Origin of the sequence: Amphiplicatus metriothermophilus (assembly GCF_900199215.1) — a bacterium.
Classification (GTDB): domain Bacteria; phylum Pseudomonadota; class Alphaproteobacteria; order Caulobacterales; family Parvularculaceae; genus Amphiplicatus; species Amphiplicatus metriothermophilus.
In genome coordinates, this window is the sequence record NZ_FZQA01000001.1 from 714,088 (window position 1) to 736,257 (window position 22,170).

General features: G+C 68.8%; 16 protein-coding genes. 14 read left to right on the plus strand and 2 right to left on the minus strand.

What is annotated here, in order from left to right:
• The first annotated feature begins 123 nt into the window (after positions 1-123).
• The 10 genes from CHB64_RS03560 to CHB64_RS03605 all read left to right on the plus strand — a co-directional run bounded on the left by CHB64_RS03560 (position 124) and on the right by CHB64_RS03605 (position 10,472).
• The gene (locus CHB64_RS03560; RefSeq protein WP_089411180.1) at positions 124-1,641 is read left to right on the plus strand and encodes an oligosaccharide flippase family protein; all 1,518 of its coding nucleotides are present in this window, start codon (positions 124-126) and stop codon (positions 1,639-1,641) included.
• Positions 1,642-1,723: 82 nt separating this feature from the next.
• Positions 1,724-3,433: a class I adenylate-forming enzyme family protein gene (locus tag CHB64_RS03565; RefSeq protein WP_089411181.1), complete on the plus strand. Its 1,710-nt coding sequence runs from the start codon at positions 1,724-1,726 to the stop codon at positions 3,431-3,433.
• A gap of 78 nt (positions 3,434-3,511) precedes the next feature.
• Positions 3,512-4,720 carry an acyl-CoA dehydrogenase family protein gene (locus CHB64_RS03570; protein WP_089411182.1) on the plus strand — a complete coding sequence of 403 codons (1,209 nt, stop codon included), beginning with the start codon at positions 3,512-3,514 and terminating at the stop codon, positions 4,718-4,720.
• Between the two features lie 24 nt (positions 4,721-4,744).
• The gene (locus tag CHB64_RS03575) at positions 4,745-5,884 is read left to right on the plus strand and encodes an acyl-CoA dehydrogenase family protein (protein ID WP_089411183.1); all 1,140 of its coding nucleotides are present in this window, start codon (positions 4,745-4,747) and stop codon (positions 5,882-5,884) included.
• A gap of 77 nt (positions 5,885-5,961) precedes the next feature.
• Positions 5,962-6,420, plus strand: a complete 459-nt coding sequence (locus CHB64_RS03580; protein ID WP_089411184.1) for a MaoC family dehydratase — start codon at positions 5,962-5,964, stop codon at positions 6,418-6,420.
• Between the two features lie 14 nt (positions 6,421-6,434).
• Positions 6,435-6,887 (plus strand): OsmC family protein, encoded by a 453-nt coding sequence (locus CHB64_RS03585; protein ID WP_089411464.1) that lies wholly within the window; start codon positions 6,435-6,437, stop codon positions 6,885-6,887.
• A gap of 17 nt (positions 6,888-6,904) precedes the next feature.
• The gene (locus CHB64_RS03590) at positions 6,905-7,825 is read left to right on the plus strand and encodes an SDR family NAD(P)-dependent oxidoreductase (protein ID WP_089411185.1); all 921 of its coding nucleotides are present in this window, start codon (positions 6,905-6,907) and stop codon (positions 7,823-7,825) included.
• Between the two features lie 77 nt (positions 7,826-7,902).
• Complete coding sequence (locus tag CHB64_RS03595; protein ID WP_089411465.1) at positions 7,903-8,565, plus strand: class I SAM-dependent methyltransferase; 663 nt, start codon at positions 7,903-7,905, stop codon at positions 8,563-8,565.
• Between the two features lie 22 nt (positions 8,566-8,587).
• Positions 8,588-9,784 carry an acetyl-CoA C-acyltransferase gene (locus CHB64_RS03600; RefSeq protein WP_089411186.1) on the plus strand — a complete coding sequence of 399 codons (1,197 nt, stop codon included), beginning with the start codon at positions 8,588-8,590 and terminating at the stop codon, positions 9,782-9,784.
• A 139-nt stretch (positions 9,785-9,923) separates the two neighbouring features.
• Positions 9,924-10,472 (plus strand): BPSL1445 family SYLF domain-containing lipoprotein, encoded by a 549-nt coding sequence (locus tag CHB64_RS03605; RefSeq protein WP_089411187.1) that lies wholly within the window; start codon positions 9,924-9,926, stop codon positions 10,470-10,472.
• A gap of 9 nt (positions 10,473-10,481) precedes the next feature.
• Here CHB64_RS03605 and CHB64_RS03610 read toward each other — a convergent pair whose 3' ends face one another.
• Together CHB64_RS03610 and CHB64_RS03615 are read right to left on the minus strand one after the other, a co-directional pair.
• Positions 10,482-11,054 carry a hypothetical protein gene (locus tag CHB64_RS03610; protein ID WP_089411188.1) on the minus strand — a complete coding sequence of 191 codons (573 nt, stop codon included), beginning with the start codon at positions 11,052-11,054 and terminating at the stop codon, positions 10,482-10,484.
• An 85-nt stretch (positions 11,055-11,139) separates the two neighbouring features.
• Positions 11,140-12,864 (minus strand): alkaline phosphatase D family protein, encoded by a 1,725-nt coding sequence (locus CHB64_RS03615; RefSeq protein WP_089411189.1) that lies wholly within the window; start codon positions 12,862-12,864, stop codon positions 11,140-11,142.
• 148 nt (positions 12,865-13,012) lie between these two features.
• On the opposite strand from CHB64_RS03615, the gene CHB64_RS03620 reads away from it, so the two are divergent.
• The 4 genes from CHB64_RS03620 (at position 13,013) to gltB (ending at position 22,159) form a co-directional block, all read left to right on the plus strand.
• Positions 13,013-14,530: an amidohydrolase gene (locus CHB64_RS03620; protein WP_089411190.1), complete on the plus strand. Its 1,518-nt coding sequence runs from the start codon at positions 13,013-13,015 to the stop codon at positions 14,528-14,530.
• Positions 14,531-14,565: 35 nt separating this feature from the next.
• Positions 14,566-15,870 (plus strand): amidohydrolase family protein, encoded by a 1,305-nt coding sequence (locus CHB64_RS03625; protein WP_159462405.1) that lies wholly within the window; start codon positions 14,566-14,568, stop codon positions 15,868-15,870.
• A 219-nt stretch (positions 15,871-16,089) separates the two neighbouring features.
• The gene (locus CHB64_RS03630; protein ID WP_089411192.1) at positions 16,090-17,526 is read left to right on the plus strand and encodes an NAD(P)-dependent oxidoreductase; all 1,437 of its coding nucleotides are present in this window, start codon (positions 16,090-16,092) and stop codon (positions 17,524-17,526) included.
• A 100-nt stretch (positions 17,527-17,626) separates the two neighbouring features.
• Complete coding sequence (gltB, locus tag CHB64_RS03635; protein ID WP_089411193.1) at positions 17,627-22,159, plus strand: glutamate synthase large subunit; 4,533 nt, start codon at positions 17,627-17,629, stop codon at positions 22,157-22,159.
• The last annotated feature ends 11 nt before the right edge of the window (positions 22,160-22,170 follow it).

The window sequence follows — 22,170 nt, forward strand, 5'->3', positions numbered from 1 at the left end:
CGGGCGCGCACCATAGCCGCGGACTTCTCCGGCGCAAGAGGGCGCGCGGCCGTAGGGATCGCGGGCGGATCGGTGTAAGGGCCTCGCAAGAGGCGCCGTCATCATGCGGCGGCGAGGCGGCGGATGGAGCGCAGCGGACCGGAGCGGGCGGCGGCGGATCTCGGCGGGCGCGTCGCGCGCGGGGCGGGCTGGATTCTCGCCGCGCGGCTCGTCATGGGCGGGCTCGGCTTCGCGAGCGCCATCATCGTGGCGCGCCTGCTGGCGCCCGAAGCGTTCGGAATCATCGCGGTGAGCGTGACCGCGATGCAGCTTCTCCAGAACGTCTCCGACTTCGGCGCGGCGCAGGCGGTGGTGCGCTTTCGCGACGCGGGCCGGGGCGAGCTCGACACGCTGTTCACGCTTTCGGCGCTGCGCGGGGGGCTGGTCGCGCTCCTGCTCGCGGCCGGCGCGCCGCTCGCCGCGGCGTTTTACGGCGATCCCCGTTACGGCTGGGCGCTCCTCGGGGCGAGCCTCTGCCCGCTTCTGTCGGGCTTCAACAATCCGCGCTTTTTCGAGTTCGAGCGCGCCATCGACTTTTCGCGCGATTTCGCCTGGCAGGTCGCGGCCAAGCTCGCGAGCGCGGCGACGGCGATTCTCGTCGCGCTCGCGTGGCGCAATTACTGGGCGATCATCGCCGGGCTCGTCGCCGGAGCGGGCGTGCAGCTCGTCCTGTCCTACGCGCTGCGGCCTTATCGCCCGCGTCCGTCCTTCGCCGCCTGGCGGCGGGTCGCCGGCTTTTCCGGCTGGCTGGCGGGCGTGAGCTTCTTCGCCGCGCTCAACAACAAGATCGACTCCTTCATTCTGGCGCGCCTGCTCGGCGCGACCGGCGCGGGGACCTATTACTACGGGCTGCAGCTCGCCGATCTGACGACGCGCGAGCTCGCCCAGCCGCTCGCCCGCGCGGTCTATCCGGGGCTGTCCGCCCTTCAGGGCGCGCGCGAGCGGATGCGCGAGGCGTTTCTGGCGAGCGTCGAGGCGATGGGCGCGATCGCGCTGCCGGCCTCGCTGGGACTCGCCTTCGTCGCGCGCGACGCCATCGCGCTCCTGCTCGGCGAGAAATGGCTCGCCGCCGCCCCGGTGGTGGCGTGGCTCGCGCCCGTGCTCGGCCTGCAGACCCTGCTGGCCGCCGCGCAATATTACGCGATGGCGCTGGGCCTTGCGCGGTTCGTCTTCGCGCGCGAGGCGGCGTTCTTTCTCATCCGCACCCCGATTTTCATCTGGGCGGCGCTCGCCCACGGGCTGGCGGGCGCGCTTGCGGCCGCGGCCGGCTGCGGCGCGCTTTATGTGGCGCTGAACCTGCGGCTTTACGCGCGCGCTTCGGGCCGGCCCTTGTGGGAGCCGCTTGCGCGCGCGCGGCGCAGCCTGATCGCGGCGGCGGCCATGGCGGCGTATTTCCTCGTGCTGCGCCCGCATCTCGACGCGCTCGCCGGCGCGCCGGTTGCGGCGCGCCTTGCTGCGGACGTCGCCGCGGGCGCGGGCGTCTTCGTCGCCGCGATGGCGGGGCTGTGGGCGCTCGAAGGCCGCCCGGCGGGCGTCGAGCGCCGGCTTGCGCGTCTGGCGGCCGGCGTCCTCGCCCGCCCGCGCGCCGAGCGGCCGGAGTAGGACGGCGGCTGCGCCCGCTGGTTTTCCGTCCGGGCGCGCTCGGCTACAACCTTGCGCCGATGATGGAGAGGGAGTCGTTTTGATGGCCGAAGAACAGCCGCTCGCCGATCCGGCGCGCGTTCAGGCCGCGCTCGCGCGTCTGGTCGCGGAAGAGCCGATGTTCGCGGTGGGCGAGGCGGAGATCAGAGGCGTCGTCTATCGGGTCTTCAAGAACGCCCCGCCGAGCCTCGTCGGCCTGTTCCTGTTCGGCCTGCAATATGGCGAGAAGGACTTTCTCCTCTACGAAGACGAGCGGGTGAGCCACGCCGAGCTGTGGCGGCGGGCCTGCCGCCTCGCGCACGCGCTGCGCGCGGAGCTGGGCGTGAAGCAGGGCGACCGCGTGGCGCTCGCCATGCGCAACTATCCCGAATGGTGCGCGGCCTATATGGCGGTCATCTCTCTCGGCGCCGTCGTCGTGCCGCTCAACGCCTGGTGGAAGGGCGACGAGCTGCGCTTCGGGCTCGAGGACAGCGAGGCGAAGATCGTCATCGCCGACGACCGGCGGCTCGACTATATCCGTCCGTTCAAGGACGAGCTCGGCCTGACGCTCATCCTCGCGCGCGGCGGCGCCGAGGGCGCGGATTACGAATACGAGGCCCTGCTCGCGGCCAGCGAAAATACGGCCCCGCCCCAGGCCGACATCGAGCCCGACGACGATTTCTGCATCGTCTACACCTCGGGCTCGACCGGCCGGGCGAAGGGCGCGATCCTGACCCATCGCGGCGCGATCTCGACCCTGATGTCCTGGGCGCTGCTCGCCGCCGCCATCAAGGAGGCGCGCGACGGCATAAGCCCGCTCGGCGACAATCCGGGCGTGCTGCTCGGCATTCCGCTGTTTCACGTGACGGGCTCGCACTCGATATTCATGCTGTCCTGGCTGATCGGGCGGCGCGTGGCGATGATGCGCAAATGGGACCCGAAACGGGCCGTCGAGCTCATCAACGAACATCAGCTTACGAACTTCATCGGCGTGCCGAGCCAGTCTTACGAGCTTGTGGAGGCGGCCGGCGATACGCCCATGCCCAGCCTGGTCGACATCGGCTCGGGCGGCGCAAAGCGCCCGCCTGAACATGTCCGCCTGCTGAAGGAGAAGTTTCCGAACGCCAACCCATCGTCCGGCTACGGATTGACGGAGACGAATGCGGCGGGCTGCGTCATCTCGCTCGACGATTACCGCAAGCGGCCCGATTCCACGGGCCGCCCGCTGCCCCCGCTCACCGACGTCAAGATCATGACCGAGGCGGGCGAAGCCGGGACAGGCGAGACGGGCGAGGTGTGGATCAGAAGCGCGGCCAACTTCCGCGGCTATCTCAATCTGCCCGAAGAGACCGAGCGGGCGATCACGCCCGACGGCTGGTTCCGCACCGGCGATCTCGGCCGCATGGACGAAGAGGGCTTCGTCTACATCGTCGACCGCATCAAGGATCTCATCATCCGCGGCGGGGAGAACATCTCCTGTCTCGAGGTCGAGGGGCGCGCTTATGAGCATCCCGACGTCGCCGAGGCCGCGGTCTTCTCCGTGCCCGACGAGACGCTCGGCGAGCGCGTCGGTCTCGCGGTCTACCCGAAAAACGGGCGCGCGCTCGACCCCGCGGCCTTGCGCGATTTCATGGCCGAGCGGCTCGCGGGCTTCAAGGTTCCCGAGCGCATCTGGCTGTCGCCGCAGCCGCTGCCGCGGCTCGGCACGGAGAAGTTCGACAAGCGCCTCGTGCGCGCGATCGCGCTTCAGCATCCGCCGGCGCTGAAGGCGTGAGGGCGGGAACTGCGCCAGGCGCTTGCGTCCGCCGCGCCGCGCTGACAGTTCTTTCGACGAGGTTTCGAAGAGGCGCTTATGGCCGATCTTGAAAAATTCCGCGCCGAGACGCGCGCCTGGCTCGAAGAGAACTGCCCGCCGGACATGCGCAAGCCCATGCGCGGCGAGGAGGACATCTGCTGGGGCGGCAAGCGCTGGAAGTTCCAGTCGGAAGCCCAGAAGATCTGGCTCGAACGGATGGCGGCGCGCGGCTGGACCGTGCCGACCTGGCCGAAGGAATATGGCGGCGGCGGGCTTTCTAAGGAGGAGGCGAAAATCCTCAAAGAGGAGATGCGCCGGATCAAGGCGCGCTCGCCGCTGGAAAGCTTCGGCATCTGGATGCTCGGCCCGGCGCTGCTGGAGTACGGCGCGCACGAGCAGAAGGCGCATTTCCTGCCGCCGATCGCGCGCGGGGAGATCCGCTGGTGCCAGGGCTATTCCGAGCCGAACGCCGGCTCCGATCTCGCCTCGCTTCAGTGCCGGTGCGAGGACAGGGGCGATCACTGGCTCGTCAACGGGCAGAAGATCTGGACGTCCTATGCGGACGAAAGCGACTGGATTTTCGTCCTGGTGCGGACCGACAGAGAGGCGCCGAAGCATCTCGGCATCAGCTTCATCCTCATCGACATGGAATCGCCGGGCGTCACGACCAGGCCGATCCGGCTCATTTCCGGCAAGTCGCCCTTCTGCGAGACCTTCTTCGACGACGTGAAGGTCCCGAAGGAGCACGCGCCGGGCGTTTCCGCCGTCGTGGGAGAGCTAAACCGCGGCTGGGACGTCGCGAAATATCTGCTCACCCATGAGCGCGAGATGATCGGCGCGGGCGGCAGCGGCGCCATCGGCGGGGCGGCCAGCCCCGGCGAGGTCGCGGCGCGGCTGGTCGGCGTCGACGAGACCGGCCGGCTCGCCGATCCCATCCTGCGCGGCCGGATCGCGGAGGCGGAGATCGACGGCTGGGCGTTCCTCCTCACCATGGAGCGGCTCAAGGACGAGGCCAAGGCCGGCAAGGGCATGGGGGCGAAGTCCTCGATGCTCAAATATTACGGCACCGAGTTCAACAAGCGCCGCTACGAGCTGATGATGGACGCGGCCGGGTCGGACGGCCTCGAATGGGAGGGCGAACGTTCCGAGGACGGAAAGCTCGCCCGGTCATGGCTGCGCACCAAGGCGAACTCCATCGAGGGCGGCACGTCGGAAGTGCAGCTCAACATCATCGCCAAGCGGATACTGGAGCTGCCGGATGCGTGAGAGGCTGACGGAAAGGAAGCGTTGATGCCCCTCGTCCTTACGGAAGAACAGGAAATGCTGCGCGACGCGGCGCGCGGCTTTCTTGAAGCGAAAGCGCCGGTCTCGGCGCTCAGGAAGCTGCGCGACGCGCGCGACGAGGTCGGCTTCTCCCGCGATCTGTGGAAGGAGATGGCCGAGATGGGCTGGGCCGGCGTCCTTGTCGAGGAGGCGTTCGGCGGGTCGGATTTCGGCTTCGCCGGCGCCGGCGTCCTCGCCGAGGAAATGGGCCGCACGCTGACGGCTTCGCCGTTTCTGTCGACCTCCATTCTCGCGGCGACGGCGCTGAAGAAATACGCCTGCGAGGCGCACAGGCAGGAATATCTGCCGAAGATCGCGGCCGGCGATCTCGTCATGGCGCTCGCCGTCGATGAGAAGAACAAGCACGCGCCCGCGAAGACCGCGCTTCGGGCGGAGAAGTCCGGCAACGCCTTCCGGCTTTCCGGCGAGAAGACCTTCGTCGCCGACGGGCATGTCGCGGACAAGCTCATCGTCGCGGCGCGCACCGCCGGCGCGCCGGGCGAGGAGGCGGGGATCACGCTGTTTCTCGTCGACGCGCAGGCGAAGGGGGTCGCGCGCGAGCGCACGATCATGGTCGACAGCCGCAACGCCGCGCGCGTCCGCTTCGACGGCGTGGAGGCGACCGGCGACGACGTCGTCGGCGAGATCGACGGCGGCTGGCGGGCGCTCGAAGGGGTCCTCAACGCCGGGCGCGCCGGCCTCGCCGCGGAAATGTCGGGCTCGGCCCAGCGCGCCTTCGAGATGACCGTCGGCTATCTCAAGGAGCGCACGCAGTTCGGCCGGCCCATCGGCGCCTTCCAGGCGCTGCAGCACCGCGCCGCGCATCTTTACTGCGAGCTGGAGCTGGCGAGATCGGCGGCGCTCAAGGCGCTGCAGGTCCTCGACGAAAGCTTCGAGGCGGCCGGCGCTTTCTGCTCGCTGGCCAAGGCGAAGGCCGGCGCGGTCGCCAGACTCGCAAGCCAGGAGGCGATCCAGATGCATGGCGGAATCGGCATGACCGACGAGCACGACATCGGCCTTTACATGAAGCGCATCCGCGTCGCGCAGGAGATGTTCGGCGATCCCGCCTTCCACGCCGACCGCATCGCGCGCCTGCGCGGATATTAGACCGTGAACGGACCGACCGTTTCGCGCGCCGCGAAGCTCTCCCGCCGGGGGATTGCGGCGACAAGAGGGAGCCGCAGGTGAAAACCGTCAAGCCGTCGGACGTGAAAAGCCATATCGGCGAGGAGGTCGGCGTCTCGGACTGGATCGTCGTCGATCAGGAACGGATCGACGCGTTCGCCGAGGTCACCGAAGACCGCCAGTTCATCCATGTCGATCCCGAGGCGGCGAAAGCCACGCCCTTCGGCGGAACCATCGCCCACGGCTTTCTCACGCTCTCGCTTCTGTCGCGCATGGCGTCCGGCTCGGTGCTGGTGCTCGAGGGAATCAGGATGGGCGTCAATTACGGCTTCGACAAGGTGCGCTTCGCCGCGCCGGTGCGCGCAGGCAAGCGCGTGCGCGGCCGTTTCACGCTGATGTCGGCCGACGAGCGGACGCCCGGCCAGTGGGCGTTCAAATACGCCGTCAAGGTCGAGATCGAAGGAGAGGAAAAGCCCGCCCTCGTCGCCGAATGGCTGACCATGCAGGCGACGGGCTGACCCGGAGGCGCGTCATGTCCGAACACGTCGCGGAAATCGTCTGGCGCCGGCGGAGCGAAAGCTTCGCCTACGAAGCATATAATCGCGCCCACGAATGGCGTTTCGACGGCGGGGTCGCGGTGCCGGCCTCGGCCGCGCCCGCCTATCGCGGCGAGCCCGAGCGCGTCGATCCGGAGGAAGCCTTCGTCGCGGCGATCGCAAGCTGCCACATGCTCACGTTTCTCGCCATCGCCGCGAAGAAGCGATTCGTCGTCGATTCATACGAAGACCGCGCCGTCGGCCATATGGAGAAGAACGAGGCCGGCCGGCTCGCGATCGCGCGGGTGGAGCTCGCGCCCCGCATCGCCTTCGCGCCGGGCGCCGCGCCCGATCCCGAGACCTTGAGGCGAATGCATCATGACGCCCATGAGAACTGCTTCATCGCCAATTCGGTGAAGACCGAAATCGCCGTGCGTCATCAGGACTGAAGGAGACGAAGAACGCCATGGCCGACATACGCTTCGACGGGAAAGTCGCGATCGTCACGGGCGCCGGCGCCGGACTCGGGCGCAGCCATGCGCTCGCCCTCGCCGCGCGCGGGGCGAAGGTCGTCGTCAACGATCTCGGCGCGGCCCGCGACGGCGCAGGGGCTTCGTTGACGGCGGCGCAGTCCGTCGTCGAGGAGATCCGCAAGGCCGGCGGCGAGGCGATCGCCGACGGCGCCAATGTGACGAAGCCCGACGAGGTCGCCGCCATGGTCGAGGCGGCGATGAAGCAGTGGGGCCGGATCGACATCCTCGTCAACAACGCCGGCATCCTGCGCGACAAGACTTTCGCCAAGATGGACCTCGCCGACTTCCGCGCGGTGATCGACGTGCATCTCATGGGAACGGCGATCTGCACCAAGGCGGTCTGGGAGATCATGCGCCAGCAGAATTACGGCCGCGTCGTCTGCACGTCCTCGCCCTCCGGCCTGCACGGCATTTTCGGCCAGGCGAACTACGGCGCGGCCAAGGCGGCGATGATCGGCTTCATGAACGCGCTGCATCTCGAAGGCGCGAAATACGACATCAGGATCAACCTGCTGTCGCCTTCGGCCAAAACGCGGATGACGGAGGATCTCGGCATCCCGCCGGAGATTCTCGACAGAATGACGCCGGAGGCGATCACCGCCGCGCTCTTGTTCCTTGTGAGCGAAGACGCGCCCTCGCGGGCGATCGTGTCCTGCGCCGCGGGCGGTTATGCGCGCGCCTTTGTCGTCGAGACCGACGGGATTTACCTGCCTCCGGAAGAGCAGACCCCGGAGAATATCGCCGCGCGCTGGGACGAAATTTCCTCGACCGAGAAGGTCCATTATTATGAAGCCAGCGGCGGGCCGACCGCGAATTTTCTCGCCAAGGCGCAGGCCGCCGCGCGGAAAGAATGACGGGCCTTGTTCTTATGAACGCCGGCGCGGCGCCGTCCCGTCATGATCCGGCGCCGCTGCGCCGACGGATCCCGCCGATGAACGAGCATGGGAACGGCCGGAAAGATTACACCCCCGCGCTGGGCGCCCATTGGCTGACGCCTTTTTATGACTTCGCGATCGCGGCCTTCACGCGCGAGGGCGTCTGGCGCGGCGCGCTCGTCGATCTCGTCGATCCGCAGCCGGATGACCGCATTCTCGACGTCGGCTGCGGCACGGGCTCGCTCGCCGTGAGGCTGGGCCGGGTCGCCGACGTCGTCGGCGTCGATCCGGACCCGGCGGTCCTCGCCCGCGCCCGCGCCAAGGCCGCGAAAAGCCGCGCCCGCGCGCGCTTCGCGCAAGGGTTCCTCCGCGCCGGCCTTCTGCCCGAGGGCTGGCGGCCGACCAAGGCCGTCTCCTCGCTGGTGCTGCATCAGACGCCGCTCGAGGAAAAGCGCCGCATCATCGGCGAAATCCATGCGCTGCTTGCGCCGGGCGGCGTCTTCTGCCTCGCCGATTACGGGCGCCAGCCGGACCGCGCGCAGCGATTTCTGTTCCGCGCGCTTGTGCAAAGCGTGGACGGGGTCGAGAATACCGAACCGAACGCGCAAGGCGTCATCGAGACCCTGCTCGCGGAGGCGGGGTTCGCGCCGTCGACGCCCGCGCGCGTCGTCCGCACGCCCACCGGCGCCGTGTCGCTGTGGCGCGCGGTTCGCCAGTGATTTTCGGTCAGGGAGCCCCGTCATGCGCGAAGCCGTCATCGTCTCCACCGCCCGTACGCCCATCGGCAAGGCCTATCGCGGCGCCTTCAACGCGACCACCGCGCAGACCCTTGCGGCTCATGCGCTCAAACACGCCGTGGCGCGCGCGAAAGTCGCGCCCGAAGAGGTCGAGGACGTGGTTCTCGGCTGCGCGCTGCAGCAGGGCACGGCCTTTCAGAACGTCGCGCGCCAGGCGGCCCTGCGCGCGGGCTTTCCGACAAGCGTGCCTGGCATGTCGCTCGATCGTCAGTGCGCGTCGGGCATGATGGCGATCGCGACCGCCGCCAAGCAGGTGATTTGCGACGGAATGGCCGTCGCGGTCGGCGGCGGGGTGGAGTCGATCTCCATGAACCAGACCGGCGACATGTTCGTGCGGCCCGACCCCTGGCTCGTCGAAAATCTTCCCGCAACCTATATGACCATGATCGAAACGGCCGAGGTCGTCGCCGAACGTTACGGGATCAGCCGCGAGGCCCAGGACGAATACGCCCTTCAGTCACAGCAGCGCACCCACGCTGCGCAAGCCGCCGGCAGGTTCGACGACGAGATCGTTCCCCTGCCTTCGGTGATGAAGGTCGTGAACAAGGAGACCGGCGAGACGTCCGAGGTCGAGACCCGGCTCGAAAAGGACGAAGGGAACCGGCCCGATACGACTCTCGAAGGACTGTCCGGCCTCAAGCCCGTCTTCAAGGGCGGCCAGCGCGTGCAGGAGGGCAAGCACGTCACCGCGGGCAACGCCTCGCAGCTTTCCGACGGCGCCTCGGCCGCCGTCGTGATGGAGGCGAAGGAGGCCGAACGCCGCGGGCTCGAACCGCTCGGCTTCTATCGCGGAATCGCCGTCGCCGGGACGGACCCGGACGAAATGGGCATCGGCCCCGTCTTCGCCGTGCCGAAACTGCTTGAGAAGTTCGGTCTCAAGATGGACGACATCGGTCTGTGGGAGCTGAACGAAGCCTTCGCAGTACAGGTTCTCTACTGCCGCGACAGGCTGGGCGTCCCGAACGAGCGCCTGAACGTCAATGGCGGGGCCATCTCCATCGGCCATCCCTACGGCATGTCGGGCGCGCGCATGGTCGGCCACGCCCTCATCGAAGGAAAGCGCCGCGGCGTCAGATACGTCGTCTGCACCATGTGCGTCGGCGGCGGACAAGGCGCGGCGGGGGTGTTCGAAGTCGCGTGATCGCGGCCCGCCCGGGGCGCGGATGCGGACAATGCGGCGGGCGAAGATGACGGCCTTTTAATCCGGTTGCGCCCATTTTCGACGCAATTTAGGGCTGATCTCGCCCGGTCGCTCGCAGTCCTGTCAACGGAGACGCCCCATGGCCATCGCCGCGCCCCGCTTGCTTCTGGTCCTGGCCGCCGCCCTCGCCGCGTTCGCCGGGCCGGCCTTCGCCGCCTCGAAGGAGAAGATCGACCGCCGCGTCGACAAGGCGCTCGCGGAGTTCCGCGAAGACATCGGCGGCGCCGACGCGGTGCTCGCCCGGGCCGTCGGCGTTCTGGTGTTCCCGTCCGTGAAGAAAGCGGGGATCGGCATCGGCGGGGAATATGGCGAGGGCGCGCTGCGCGTCGGCGGGCGCACGGTCGCCTATTACTCGACGGCTTCGGCCTCGATCGGCTTTCAGCTCGGCGCCCAGGCCCGCCGGCAGATCATCGTCTTTCTCGATCCGAAAGCGCTCGAGAAGTTCCGCGCCAGCGACGGCTGGGAGATCGGCGTCGACGCCTCGGTCGCCGTGGTCACGCTCGGCGCCGGGGGAACCATCGACACGACCCAGCTCAACCAGCCCGTCGTCGCCTTCGTCTTCGACAACAAGGGGTTGATGTACAACCTGTCGCTCGAAGGCTCGAAGATCTCGCAGATCCACCGCTGAGCGGGCCGCTCACCCGGACGGGCGGCGGCGGAAGATATCGGCGCCGGCGCGCGCGAGCAGCGCGAGGAGCAGAATCCCCGCGACGATCAGCGCCGGCAGGCTCGCCGTCCATTTGAGCGTCGTCGCCGCCTGCTGGAGCGGAACGAGCGCCGCCGGCGCGCCCGGCGCGCCGTTGGCGAGAATCGCAAGCAGCGGGTTCTCGACGAACTCCGCAAACAGATAGACGAACGGCGAAAGGATCAGCCAGCGCAAAGGCGAGGCCGGCCCGCCGAAGCGCTTCGCGCCGAGCGCGAAGAGGGCGGCGAGCGTCAGGGTGTTGAAGATCGCATAGGGAATGTCGATCGCCTGAAAGCGGACATAGTCGTCCGTCAGATCGCCGAGCCGCGCGAGGGAGGCCGCCGGCTCGCCGGCGGGAAAGCCGGGCCGCATCTCCGGCAGGCTTCCCCCCGCCGCGGCCAGCGCGCGCATGAATTCGCTCTCGGGACGGAACGCCCAGAAGGAATAGGCGAGCAGAAGCGCGAGGAAGACCGCCAGCTTGACCCAGGACGCGCGCTCGACGGCGCGTGCGAGATAACGGCCCATCGGCTCCCTCCGCTTCGGCGTCGAGCAAGACTACCGCGATTTGGCGGCCGCGCGGAACCGGGCTTCCGGAGCGGCGGGCGTTCCCTCAGAACAGCCATTGCTCCTTGAAGGAGAGCCCTTTGGCGCTCGCAAAGGCGGCCGCGCCGTCGCGCCCGCGCCTGATTTCGAAACGGGCTTTCTCGAAGGCGTTGTAGGCCGGCGACTCCACCGTATCGACGGCCATGAAGCGCGCGGTCGCGCCGTCGCGGCGAAGCTCGAGCGCGACATAGCCGTGATCCTCGCCGGAAAGATAGCGCACGGCCTTATTCTCGCGAGCGGTCAGGAGCGCGTATTCCGCGCCCTTGCCGCCCAGAAACGACTTGCGATAGGGCGAGGGCGAGGTCACCGAGTGCGTCCCCAGCTCGACGCCCATGCGCCGCCCGTCGCGCGCGGCGAGATCGTTCGCCCACCAGGTATGGGTGTCGCCGGTGAGCACGATGAGTCCGCCGTCGCCGCTGTTCCGCGCGACGTCGTAAAACCGCTCGCGCGCCGCCGGATAGCCGTCCCAGGCGTCGAGATTGGCTGGCAGTCCGAGCGCGGAGAATTCGACGAAAGCGCGCGCCTGGTCCCATTCCTTTTCAAGCGCGACGATGTCTTCCTCGCCGACATGCGGCGTGAGGTCCGGCGCGGTCACGTTCGCCATGATGATCTGGTTGGCGACGAGCCGCCAGGGCTGGCCGATCGCGGTCGAGCGGCGGAACGCGCGGTCGAGATAGTCGAGCTGCGCCGCGCCCAGCATTTCCCGCGAGGCGTCCCAGAGAATCTCCTCGCGGAAGCGCGCGACGTCCGCCGGCGTCTTTAGCGTCGGGATGATCTCGGAATAGACGAACTGCCGCGCGCGGGCCATCAGGCGGGTCTCGAGCGCGGTCAGGGTCAGAAGGTCGCCGAAGGAATAGGCGCGGAACAGCGCCTCGCGGGCCTGGCCGGGGCCGGGCTCGCGCACCGGCATCCATTCGTAATAGGCCTGCAGCGCGGCGCGCTTTCGCGCCGCCCAGTCGCCTTCCGTTTCAGGGTCGTGATTTTCCGCCCCGTCCCGCCAGGAATTGTTGGCGGTCTCGTGATCGTCCCAGATCATGATCATGGGGTGGGCGGCGTGCATCGCCTGCGCAGCCGGGTCGGATTTGTACTGCGCGTGCCGGCGGCGGTAGTCTTCGAGCGTGACGGTCTCATGCGCCGGGTCGTGCGCGCGGCCGAGCCGGGCGCCGGTCTCGCCGCCATAGCCGTCATGGCCGTATTCATAGAGATAGTCGCCGAGATGGATGACGGCGTCGAGATCGTCGCGCCGCGCGATCTGGTCGTAGACGTTGAAAAAGCCGAAGGGATAATTCGAGCAGGAGACCGCCGCAAAGACGGCCCGCTCGATGGATCCCGCGGGCAGGGTGCGCGTGCGCCCGACGGGGGAGACGGTCTGTCCGGCGCGGAACCGGTAATAGTAGGTCGCTCCGGGCGCGAGGCCGTCGGGAACCGCCTTGACGGTCCAGTCCGCGCCGGGCGCGGCGAGCGCCTCGCCGCGCGCGCGGATGTCGGCGAAGGCCGGATCCGCGGCGACCTCCCAGCTCACCGGAACGGCGCGCCCGTCTTGCGTCGTCGCTCGCGTCCAGATCACGACGCTGTCCGGACCGGGATCGCCGCTCGCCACGCCATGGGCGAAGACGCCGCCGGCGCGCGCGCTCGTCGCCGTGAAAGGGGTAAGGCGCGGGGCGGTGGAGCAGGCGGCGGCGCCCCCCAGAAGAGCGGTCTGAAGCGCTTTCCGGCGCGTGATGAAGGCCATTTCTTTCCCCCTTTGACGGCGCGACAGGCGGCTTTGCGACGAACGGGCTTTTGTCCCCGGGAAAATCGGCTAGGGTCATGCCCGCCTTTGATGACAGTCTTATGCAGCGGCGCGCGTCCGCGCCAGAACCTAACGGGATGAGAGGCTTATGAAACGCAGCTTATGGCTGGCGAGCGCGCTCGCCTTGCTCGCCGCATGCGCGCGGCAGGATGCGGAAGAGACGGCGCGAACGCCCGAAGCGTCGCCAGATGAGAAGGTCGAAACGGCGGCCGCCGACGCCGAATCGCCCGTCGTCCGTCCGCCCGTCGATCCTTATCCCTCGACCTACGAGCCCTATCCGTCTCAGACGACGCTCATCACGGGCGCGACGGTGCTGACGGGAACGGGCGCGCGCATCGACGACGGCGCGGTGCTGATCCGCGACGGCAGGATCGCCGCGGTGGGGCCCGCCGATTCGATCGCCGCGCCGGAAGGGGCGGTCCGCATCGACGCCGCCGGCAAGTGGATCACGCCCGGCGTGATCGACATCCATTCCCATCTCGGGGTCTATCCGGCGCCGTCCACGGACTCCACTTCCGACGGCAACGAGGCCACGAACCCCAACACCGCCCAGGTCTGGGCCGAGCATTCGGTCTGGCCGCAGGACGCAGGCTTCACCCGCGCGCTCGCCGGCGGGGTGACGACGCTGCAGATCCTGCCCGGCTCGGCCAATCTGTTCGGCGGGCGCTCCGTGATTCTCAAGAACGTCCCGGCCCGGACGGTTCAGGCGATGAAGTTTCCAGGCGCGCCCTACGGCCTCAAGATGGCCTGCGGGGAGAACCCGAAGCGCGTTTACGAGGACAGCGGCCCGTCCACGCGCATGGCGAATTTCGCCCAGTACCGCGCCGCCTGGATCGACGCGGCGGAGTACAAGCGCAAGTGGGAGAAGTACTGGGAGGAGGCGGAGAAGTTCTACGCTGAGAACGGCGGGGCCGGAAACGGCGAGAACGACGAGAAGAAGCCGCCCGAGCCGCCCAAGCGCGACCTGAAGCTGGAGACGCTCGCCGCCGCGCTCGCCGGCGACATCCGCGTCAACATGCATTGCTATCGCGGCGACGAGATGGCCTTCGTGCTCGATATGGCGAAGGAGTTCGGCTACAAGGTCGCGACCTTCCATCATGCGGTCGAGGCCTACAAGATCGCCGACCTGCTCGCCGAAAACGGCGTATGCGCCGCGATGTGGGCCGACTGGTGGGGCTTCAAGCTCGAGGCCTATGACAGCGTGCGCGAGAACGTGGCGCTCGTCGACGCGCAGCCGAACGGCTGCGCCATCGTGCACTCCGACAGCGACATCGGCATTCAGCGCCTCAATCAGGAAGCGGCCAAGGCCATGGCGGACGGGAACCGCCTCGGCCTCGATATCGCGCGGGAGGAGGCGATCGCCTGGATCACCGCCAATCCGGCCAGGGCCATGGGAATCTTCGATCAGACCGGCTCGCTTGAGGAAGGCAAGATGGCCGACGTCGTAGTGTGGAGCGGCGATCCCTTCTCGGTCTATGCGCGCGCGGAGAAGGTCTTCATCGACGGCGCGCTGCTTTACGACCGGGCCGATCCGGCGCGCTCGCCGCGGGTCGACTTCGAGCTCGGCCAGCTCGGCCAGGACTTCACCGGCGGAGCGGGACAATGAGGCGCGCGATGACGACAGGAAAAGGAGCAGCGAACATGGTTCAGTCGGCATGCGGAACGCTCAAGAGACTGGCCGGCGCGGCGCTCGCCTTCGCCGTCGCGCTCGCGCCCGCCGCCGCGCAGACGATCTTCATCGACAATGCGCGCCTTTACACGATGGGCCCGCAGGGGCTGATCGAGAACGGCGACGTCCTTGTGCGCAACGGCGTCATCGCCGCCGTCGGGGCGAATCTCGAAGCGCCGGAGGGCGCGAGCGTCATCGACGCGGCCGGCCGCGTCGTCACGCCGGGCTTTTTCGCGCCCTACTCCCAGCTCGGTCTCGTCGAGATCGGGCTCGACCGCGAAGCCAACGACGCCGGGCCGCGCGGCGAGTTTCCGCTCAGCGCGGCGCTCGATGCGCTCGACGCCTATAACCCGTCCTCGTCGCTGATCGCGATCAACCGCGCAGGCGGCGTCACGCGCGCGCTCGCCGCGCCCGAGCCCGGCGATAAGCTGTTCGCCGGCCGCGCCGCGGTGGTCGATCTGTCCGGGCGCGTCGCCTCCGTCACCAAGCCGCAGGCGGCGCAGGTCGTCGCCATGGGCTACGCCGGGGCGCGCCGGGCGGGCGACACGCGCATGGGCGCGCTCGCGCTGCTGCGAAGCTATCTCGACGAGGCGATCTCCTATCGCTCGAACCCGCGCGATTACGTGATGCGCGCGCGCGGACCCGCCTTCGCGCTCGCCGACCTGCGCGCGCTGGGGCCGGTCGTCGCCGGCGAGCAGCTGTTGCTCGTCCATGCGAACAGCGCGTCGGACATCCGCGCGTTGCTCCGCATCAAGAACGATTATCGCCTGAAGATGGCGATCGTCGGCGGCGCGGAGGCCTGGCGCGTCGCGCGCGAGCTCGCCGCGGCCGACGCGCCGGTCATTCTCGACCCCACGGCGAACCTGCCCTTTTCCTTCGAGATGCTCGGCTCGACATTGGCCAACGCCGCGCGCCTGCACGGGGCGGGCGTGCGCATCGCGTTCCTGGCGCCGGATACGCACAATCTGCGCCTTCTGCCGCAGATGGCCGGGAACGCCGTCGCCAACGGGCTTCCCTATGAAGCCGCGCTCGCTGCGCTAACGATCAATGCGGCGGCGATCTACGGGCTTGAGAGCCGGCTCGGCTCCATCGAGGCCGGCAAGGCGGCCGATCTCGTGGTCTGGGACGGCGATCCTCTCGAAGTGACGGCGCGGCCCGCCGCGGTGCTGATCGACGGGCGGGCGATGTCTCTGGACAACCGCCAGACCAGGCTGCGCGACCGCTATCGCGATTTGTCGCGGGGCGATCTGCCCCACGCTTATCGGGGCGAAAATTAGCGCCTTGTATCGCAGCCGGCGCGCGGATCATGCCGTCTTGGCATAATATGCCAAGACGGTCCATCACGGCGGCGACCTTCGGTCAAATTTTTCAGCGCCAGACCTTGCATGACGCGGCCGCTTCGTGCAGGGTCTCGCCGCAGCCGCGAAGAGCGTTCTTCGCGGCGGGGGCGACTGCGCTCCGACTCGCCGTTTCATAGTCAGTCGGCGATCAAGGACATGACCGAACGGATGTTGAAATTCGTCTCGCGCGAGCGCGAGACGCCTGAAAAGCGCGCCGCAGAGGAGCGCCGCAAGGATTTCGATGAAATCTATGCGCGCTTCGCCGACGCGCGCGCCGCCGAGCAGGCCGGCCGCTGCTCGCAATGCGGCGTGCCGTTCTGTCAGGACCATTGTCCGCTCGGCAACGACATTCCCGACTGGCTGCGTCTCGTCGCCGAAGGCCGGCTCGAGGAGGCCTACGCCGTCTCGGCCGCCACCAACAACATGCCCGAGGTGTGCGGGCGCATCTGCCCGCAGGACCGGCTGTGCGAGGGCGCCTGCGTCATCGAGCAGTCCGGCCACGGCACGGTGACCATCGGCGCGGTGGAGCAGTACATCACCGAGACCGCCTTCGAAAAAGGCTGGGTGAAGCCCATCCGGCCGGACGAGGAGCGCGCCCAGTCCGTCGGGATCGTCGGCGCGGGCCCCGCCGGCCTCGCCGCCGCCGAACAGCTGCGCGAGCAAGGGTTTCAGGTCACGGTCTACGACCGCTACGACCGGGCCGGCGGGCTGCTCGTCTACGGCATTCCCAACTTCAAGCTCGACAAGGCGGTGGTCGCGCGCCGCGTCGCGCGGCTCGAAGAAGGCGGCGTGGCGTTCGCGCTGAATTTCGAGGTCGGCCGCGACGCCGGCCTCGCCGAGCTCAGGGCGCGCCACGACGCGATCCTGATCGCGACCGGCGTCTACAAGGCGCGCGAGCTTTCCTGTCCCGGCGCCGGGGAAGCCCATGTGGTCGCCGCCCTCGATTATCTGACCGCCTCGAACCGCAAGGGGCTGGGCGACGCGGTCGCCGATTTCGACAGCGGCCGGCTCGACGCCGACGGCAAGCGCGTCGTCGTCATCGGCGGCGGCGACACCGCCATGGACTGCGTGCGCACGGCCGTGCGCCAGGGCGCCGCGTCCGTACGCTGTCTTTACCGGCGCGACCGCGCCAACATGCCGGGCTCGCAGCGCGAGGTCGCCCACGCCGAGGAAGAAGGCGTCGTCTTCGAATGGCTCGCCGGCCCGAAGGCCGTTGCGGCGCGCCGCGTGCGCGCGGCGCGCATGCGTCTCGGCGCGCCCGACGCCTCGGGACGGTCCGCCCCGGAGGAGATTCCGGACGGCGGCTTCGAGCTCGAGGCCGACCTCGTGGTGAAGGCGCTGGGCTTCGAGCCGGAAGACCTGCCGCGCCTGTTCGGCGAGCCGGCGCTGGCCGTGACGCGGCGGGGCACGCTGAAGGTCGATCCGGCCACGCTTGAGACGGCGCTGCCCGGCGTGTACGCGGCCGGCGACATCGTGCGCGGGGCTTCGCTCGTCGTCTGGGCGATCCGCGACGGCCGCGTGGCGGCGGCCGCCATCGCCGAGCGCCTCGGCGCGCGCGCGACGGCGACGCCGGCGCTCGTCGCGGCGGAATAGGGGCGCCCCCGATGATCCGCTCCCGAATCACGCGCGACGTGTCTCGCGAGGGCCGCGGGACGGACCGTCGCGCCGCCGCGCCGGAAAAGGAAGAAGACCGATGAGCGCATTGACCTGGGAAGAACAGCTTCGCGCGCGCAAGATCGCGCAGGAAGCCGGCCTGTGGTCGCCGGAGGACGAACGCGACGCCTGCGGCGTCGGCCTCATCGTCGCGCTCGACGCCATTCCGCGCCGCGAGATCGTCGACATGGCGATCCGCTCGCTGAAGGCCGTCTGGCATCGCGGCGCGGTCGACGCCGACGGACGCACCGGCGACGGCGCGGGCGTGCGGCTCAATCTGCCGCAGGACCTCTTCAAGGCGTTCGTCAGACGCACCGGCCACGAACCGGCGCGGGCCGACGTGTGCGTCGGCCAGATGTTCCTGCCGCGAACCGACTTCGCGGCCCAGGACCTTGCGCGCGCCATCGTCGAAAGCGAAATTCTGCGCGCCGGCTTCATCCTGTACGGCTGGCGGCAGGTTCCCGTCGAGGCGAGCGTGCTGGGCGCGAAAGCGAACGCCACGCGGCCCGAGATCGAGCAGGTTCTGTTCTACGATCCGCAAGGGCGCGACCGCGAGGCGCGCGAGCGCGCGCTCTATATCGTCCGTCGCCGGATCGAAAAGCGCGCGCTGGCGCAGAATCTGACGAGCCTCTACATCTGCTCCTTCTCCAGCGACGACATCGTCTATAAAGGCATGTTCCTCGCCCAGGACATCGACGCCTTCTATCCGGACCTGAAGGACGAGCGCTTCGTCTCGAGGGTGGCGATCTTCCACCAGCGCTACTCGACGAACACGTTCCCCGAATGGCGCCTCGCCCAGCCTTTCCGGATGCTCGCCCATAACGGCGAGATCAATACGCTGAAGGGCAACGTCAACTGGATGAAAAGCCATGAGATCCGCATGGCGTCCGAAGCCTTCGGCGCGGACGGGGAGGACGTGAAGCCGGTGATCCAGCCGGGCTCGTCGGACTCGGGCGCGCTCGACCAGGTGTTCGAGGTGCTCGCCCGCGCCGGGCGCTCCGGTCCGATGGTTAAGTCCCTGCTCATTCCCGAAGCGTGGTCGAAGCGCGAGGCGATCGTGCCCAAACGCTGGCGGGCGCTTTACGAATACTGCAACGCGGTCATGGAGCCCTGGGACGGGCCGGCCGCGATCGCCGCCTATGACGGACGCTGGGCGATCGCCGGGCTCGACCGCAACGGACTGCGCCCCATGCGCTACGCGATCACCGAGGACGGCGTGCTCGCCGTCGGCTCCGAGACGGGCATGTGCCCGCTTTCCGGCAAGACGATCAAAAAGCGCGGCGCGCTCGAGCCCGGCGCGATGATCGCCTTCGATTTCGAGGAGAAGAAATTCTACACGCATGCGGAGATTCTGGATCACCTCTCCGCTAAGCACCCGTATGAAAAGTGGATCGACAACATCCTGGAGCTGGAGCCGCATATCGGTCCGGGTCCGGAGGACCGCCTTTTCGACACGGAAGAGACGCTGCGCCGGCAGACGGCGGCGGGCTACTCTCTCGAAGAGCTCGATCTCGTGCTGCGCCCGATGGCGGAGGACGGCAAGGAGGCGATCGGCTCCATGGGCGACGACACGCCGCTCGCGGTGCTGTCGAAAAAGTACCGGCCGCTGTCGCATTACTTCCGCCAGAAATTCAGCCAGGTGACGAACCCGCCCATCGATCCTTTGCGCGAGGCGCGGGTGATGAGCCTCAAAACGAGGTTCAAGAACCTCGGCAACATCCTCGTCTCCGACGAAACGCAGACCAATGTCTACGTGCTCGAAAGCCCGTTCCTGTCGAACGGGATGTTCGAACGCTTCCGCGACTACGCCGAAGACGCGGTTGAGATCGACTGCACGTATCCCGCGCCGGCCGAGCCCGGTTCGGGGGCGGCGCTGCGCGGCGCGCTCGACCGCATCCGGGCCGAGGCGGAGAAGGCCGTCCGGGACGGGGCGCAGCATGTGATCCTTTCCGATCTCGGCCAGGGGAGGGAGCGCCTCGCCGCGCCGATGATTCTCGCCGCCGGCGGCGTGCACGCGCATCTGACGCGGAAGGGGCTCAGGACCTTCTGCTCGATCATCGTGCGCTCGGCCGAATGCGTCGATCCGCATTACATGGCGGTGCTCGTCGGGGTCGGCGCGACGGCGGTCAATCCTTACCTCGCCTGCGAGTCGATCGCGCTCGCCCATGAAAAGGGCCTGTACGGATCGCTCACGCTGGGACAGTGCATTCTCAATTACAAGCGCGCGATCGAGGCGGGCCTGCTGAAGATCCTCTCGAAGAGCGGAATCTCGGTCATTTCCGCCTATCGCGGCGGGTGCAATTTCGAGGCGCTGGGCCTGTCGCGCGCGCTGGCGGCGGAGTTCTTCCCCGGCGTGCAGTCGCGCATATCCGGCATCGGCCTGCCGGGGCTGGAGAAGAAGACCGCCGAGCTCCACGCGCGCGCCTTCGGCGCGGCGACGCCGGCGCTGCCCATCGGCGGCTTCTACCGGCATCGCCGGCGCGGGGAGCTGCACGCGCTTGAAGCGACCCTCATCCATGAGCTGCAAAAGGCCGTGCGCGAGGAGGATTACGAGGCGTACAAACGATATTCCGCAGCCCTCGCCGCCCAGCCGCCGGTGCAGCTTCGCGACCTTCTCGGCGTGCGTCCGCTCGGGCGCGAGCGCGCCCTCGACGACGTCGAATCGGCGAACGCCATCCGCAAGCGCTTCGTCACCCCCGGCATGTCGCTCGGCGCCCTGTCGCCGGAAGCGCATGGCGCGCTCAACGTCGCCATGAACCGGATCGGCGCGAAGTCGGTCTCAGGCGAGGGCGGCGAGGATCGCGCGCGCTACAAGCCGCTGCCCAACGGCGACAACGCCAACTCCGCGGTCAAGCAGATCGCCTCGGGCCGGTTCGGCGTGACGGCGGAATATCTCAACCAGTGCCGCGAGATCGAGATCAAGGTCGCCCAGGGCGCCAAGCCCGGCGAGGGCGGTCAGCTTCCCGGCTTCAAGGTGACCGAGATGATCGCGAAGCTGCGCCACGCCACCCCCGGCGTGACGCTGATCTCGCCGCCGCCGCACCACGACATCTATTCGATCGAGGACCTCGCGCAGCTCATCTACGATCTCAAGAACATCAATCCGGACGCGCGGGTCTGCGTGAAGCTCGTCTCGACGGCGGGCGTGGGCACAATCGCGGCGGGCGTGGCCAAGGCGAAGGCGGACGTCATTCTGATCTCCGGCCATGTGGGCGGCACAGGCGCCTCGCCGCTCACCTCGATCAAATACGCCGGCAGCCCGTGGGAGATCGGCCTTTCCGAAGCCCATCAGGTGCTGACGCTCAATAACCTGCGCGAATCCGTCACCCTGCGGACGGACGGCGGCATCCGCACGGGGCGCGACGTGGTCATCGCGGCGATGCTCGGCGCGGAGGAATTCGGCATAGGGACGATTTCGCTCGTCGCGATGGGCTGCCTGATGGTGCGCCAGTGCCATTCGAACACCTGCCCCGTCGGGGTGTGCACGCAGGACGAAGACCTGCGCCGGCGCTTCCGCGGCGCGCCCGAGCATGTCGTGACGCTCATGTCGTTCATCGCCGAGGAGACGCGCGAGATTCTCGCCTCTCTCGGCGCGGCCTCGCTCGAGGACGTGATCGGCCGCGCGGATCTGCTCGATCAGGTTCACCGGGGCGCGCCCGATCTCGACGACCTCGACCTCAATCCGATTCTCACGCGCGTGGATGCGGGCGGGCGCCCGCGCCGGTCGACGCGCGCAGGCCGCAACGAGCCGGCCAAGGCCCTCGACGAGGAGATTCTCGCCGACGCGGCGCCTGTTTTCGAGCGCGGCGAGAAGATGCAGCTCACCTATGCGGTGCGCAACGTCCATCGCGCGGTGGGCGCGCGCCTGTCCTCGGCGATCGTGCGCAAGTTCGGGCCCGACGGCCTCGCCGACGGCCATCTGACAGTGCGCCTGAGAGGCTCGGCCGGCCAGTCGCTCGGCGCTTTCGCCGCCAAAGGCCTGCGGCTCGAGGTCGACGGCGACGCCAATGACTATGTGGGCAAGGGCCTGTCCGGCGCGACCATCGTCATTCGTCCGCCTGCGGATGCGCGCCAACGCGCCCATGAAGATGCGATCATCGGCAACACCTGCCTCTATGGCGCGACCTCGGGCGCCCTGTTCGCGGCGGGGCGCGCCGGCGGGCGGTTCGCCGTGCGCAATTCGGGCGCGACGGCGGTGATCGAAGGCTGCTCGGCGAACGGCTGCGAATACATGACCGGCGGAACCGTCGTCATCCTCGGGAGCGTCGGCGACAACTTCGCCGCCGGCATGACGGGCGGGCGCGCCTATGTGCTCGACGAGGACGGTCGCTTCCGCGATCTCGTCAATGACGACAGCGTGGTCTTCCGCCGCTTCGACGAGGCCGCGCGCGAGGGCGAAAGCGGCGAGGAGGAATGCCTGGCGCTCATCCGCCGTCACGCCGAGGAGACCCGCTCGGCGCGCGCCGAAGCGATGCTGAAGGACTGGGACGCCTGGCGCGGCCGGTTCTTCGACGTGATCCCGAGGGAGATCCTTGCGCTCAAGCGCAAGGGCCGGCTCGCCGCCGCCGAGTAGGCGCCGCCGCT

Bases quoted from the DNA above. Each gene is read 5' to 3' on its own strand.
- CHB64_RS03565 (WP_089411181.1), top strand. From the start codon at position 1,724: ATGGCCGAAGAACAGCCGCTCGCCGATCCGGCGCGCGTTCAGGCCGCG.
- CHB64_RS03630 (WP_089411192.1), top strand. From the start codon at position 16,090: ATGACCGAACGGATGTTGAAATTCGTCTCGCGCGAGCGCGAGACGCCT.
- CHB64_RS03570 (WP_089411182.1), top strand. From the start codon at position 3,512: ATGGCCGATCTTGAAAAATTCCGCGCCGAGACGCGCGCCTGGCTCGAA.
- CHB64_RS03620 (WP_089411190.1), top strand. From the start codon at position 13,013: ATGAAACGCAGCTTATGGCTGGCGAGCGCGCTCGCCTTGCTCGCCGCA.
- gltB (WP_089411193.1), top strand. From the start codon at position 17,627: ATGAGCGCATTGACCTGGGAAGAACAGCTTCGCGCGCGCAAGATCGCG.
- CHB64_RS03605 (WP_089411187.1), top strand. From the start codon at position 9,924: ATGGCCATCGCCGCGCCCCGCTTGCTTCTGGTCCTGGCCGCCGCCCTC.
- CHB64_RS03590 (WP_089411185.1), top strand. From the start codon at position 6,905: ATGGCCGACATACGCTTCGACGGGAAAGTCGCGATCGTCACGGGCGCC.
- CHB64_RS03610 (WP_089411188.1), bottom strand. From the start codon at position 11,054: ATGGGCCGTTATCTCGCACGCGCCGTCGAGCGCGCGTCCTGGGTCAAG.
- CHB64_RS03595 (WP_089411465.1), top strand. From the start codon at position 7,903: ATGAACGAGCATGGGAACGGCCGGAAAGATTACACCCCCGCGCTGGGC.
- CHB64_RS03625 (WP_159462405.1), top strand. From the start codon at position 14,566: ATGGTTCAGTCGGCATGCGGAACGCTCAAGAGACTGGCCGGCGCGGCG.
- CHB64_RS03615 (WP_089411189.1), bottom strand. From the start codon at position 12,864: ATGGCCTTCATCACGCGCCGGAAAGCGCTTCAGACCGCTCTTCTGGGG.
- CHB64_RS03575 (WP_089411183.1), top strand. From the start codon at position 4,745: ATGCCCCTCGTCCTTACGGAAGAACAGGAAATGCTGCGCGACGCGGCG.
- CHB64_RS03600 (WP_089411186.1), top strand. From the start codon at position 8,588: ATGCGCGAAGCCGTCATCGTCTCCACCGCCCGTACGCCCATCGGCAAG.
- CHB64_RS03585 (WP_089411464.1), top strand. From the start codon at position 6,435: ATGTCCGAACACGTCGCGGAAATCGTCTGGCGCCGGCGGAGCGAAAGC.
- CHB64_RS03560 (WP_089411180.1), top strand. From the start codon at position 124: ATGGAGCGCAGCGGACCGGAGCGGGCGGCGGCGGATCTCGGCGGGCGC.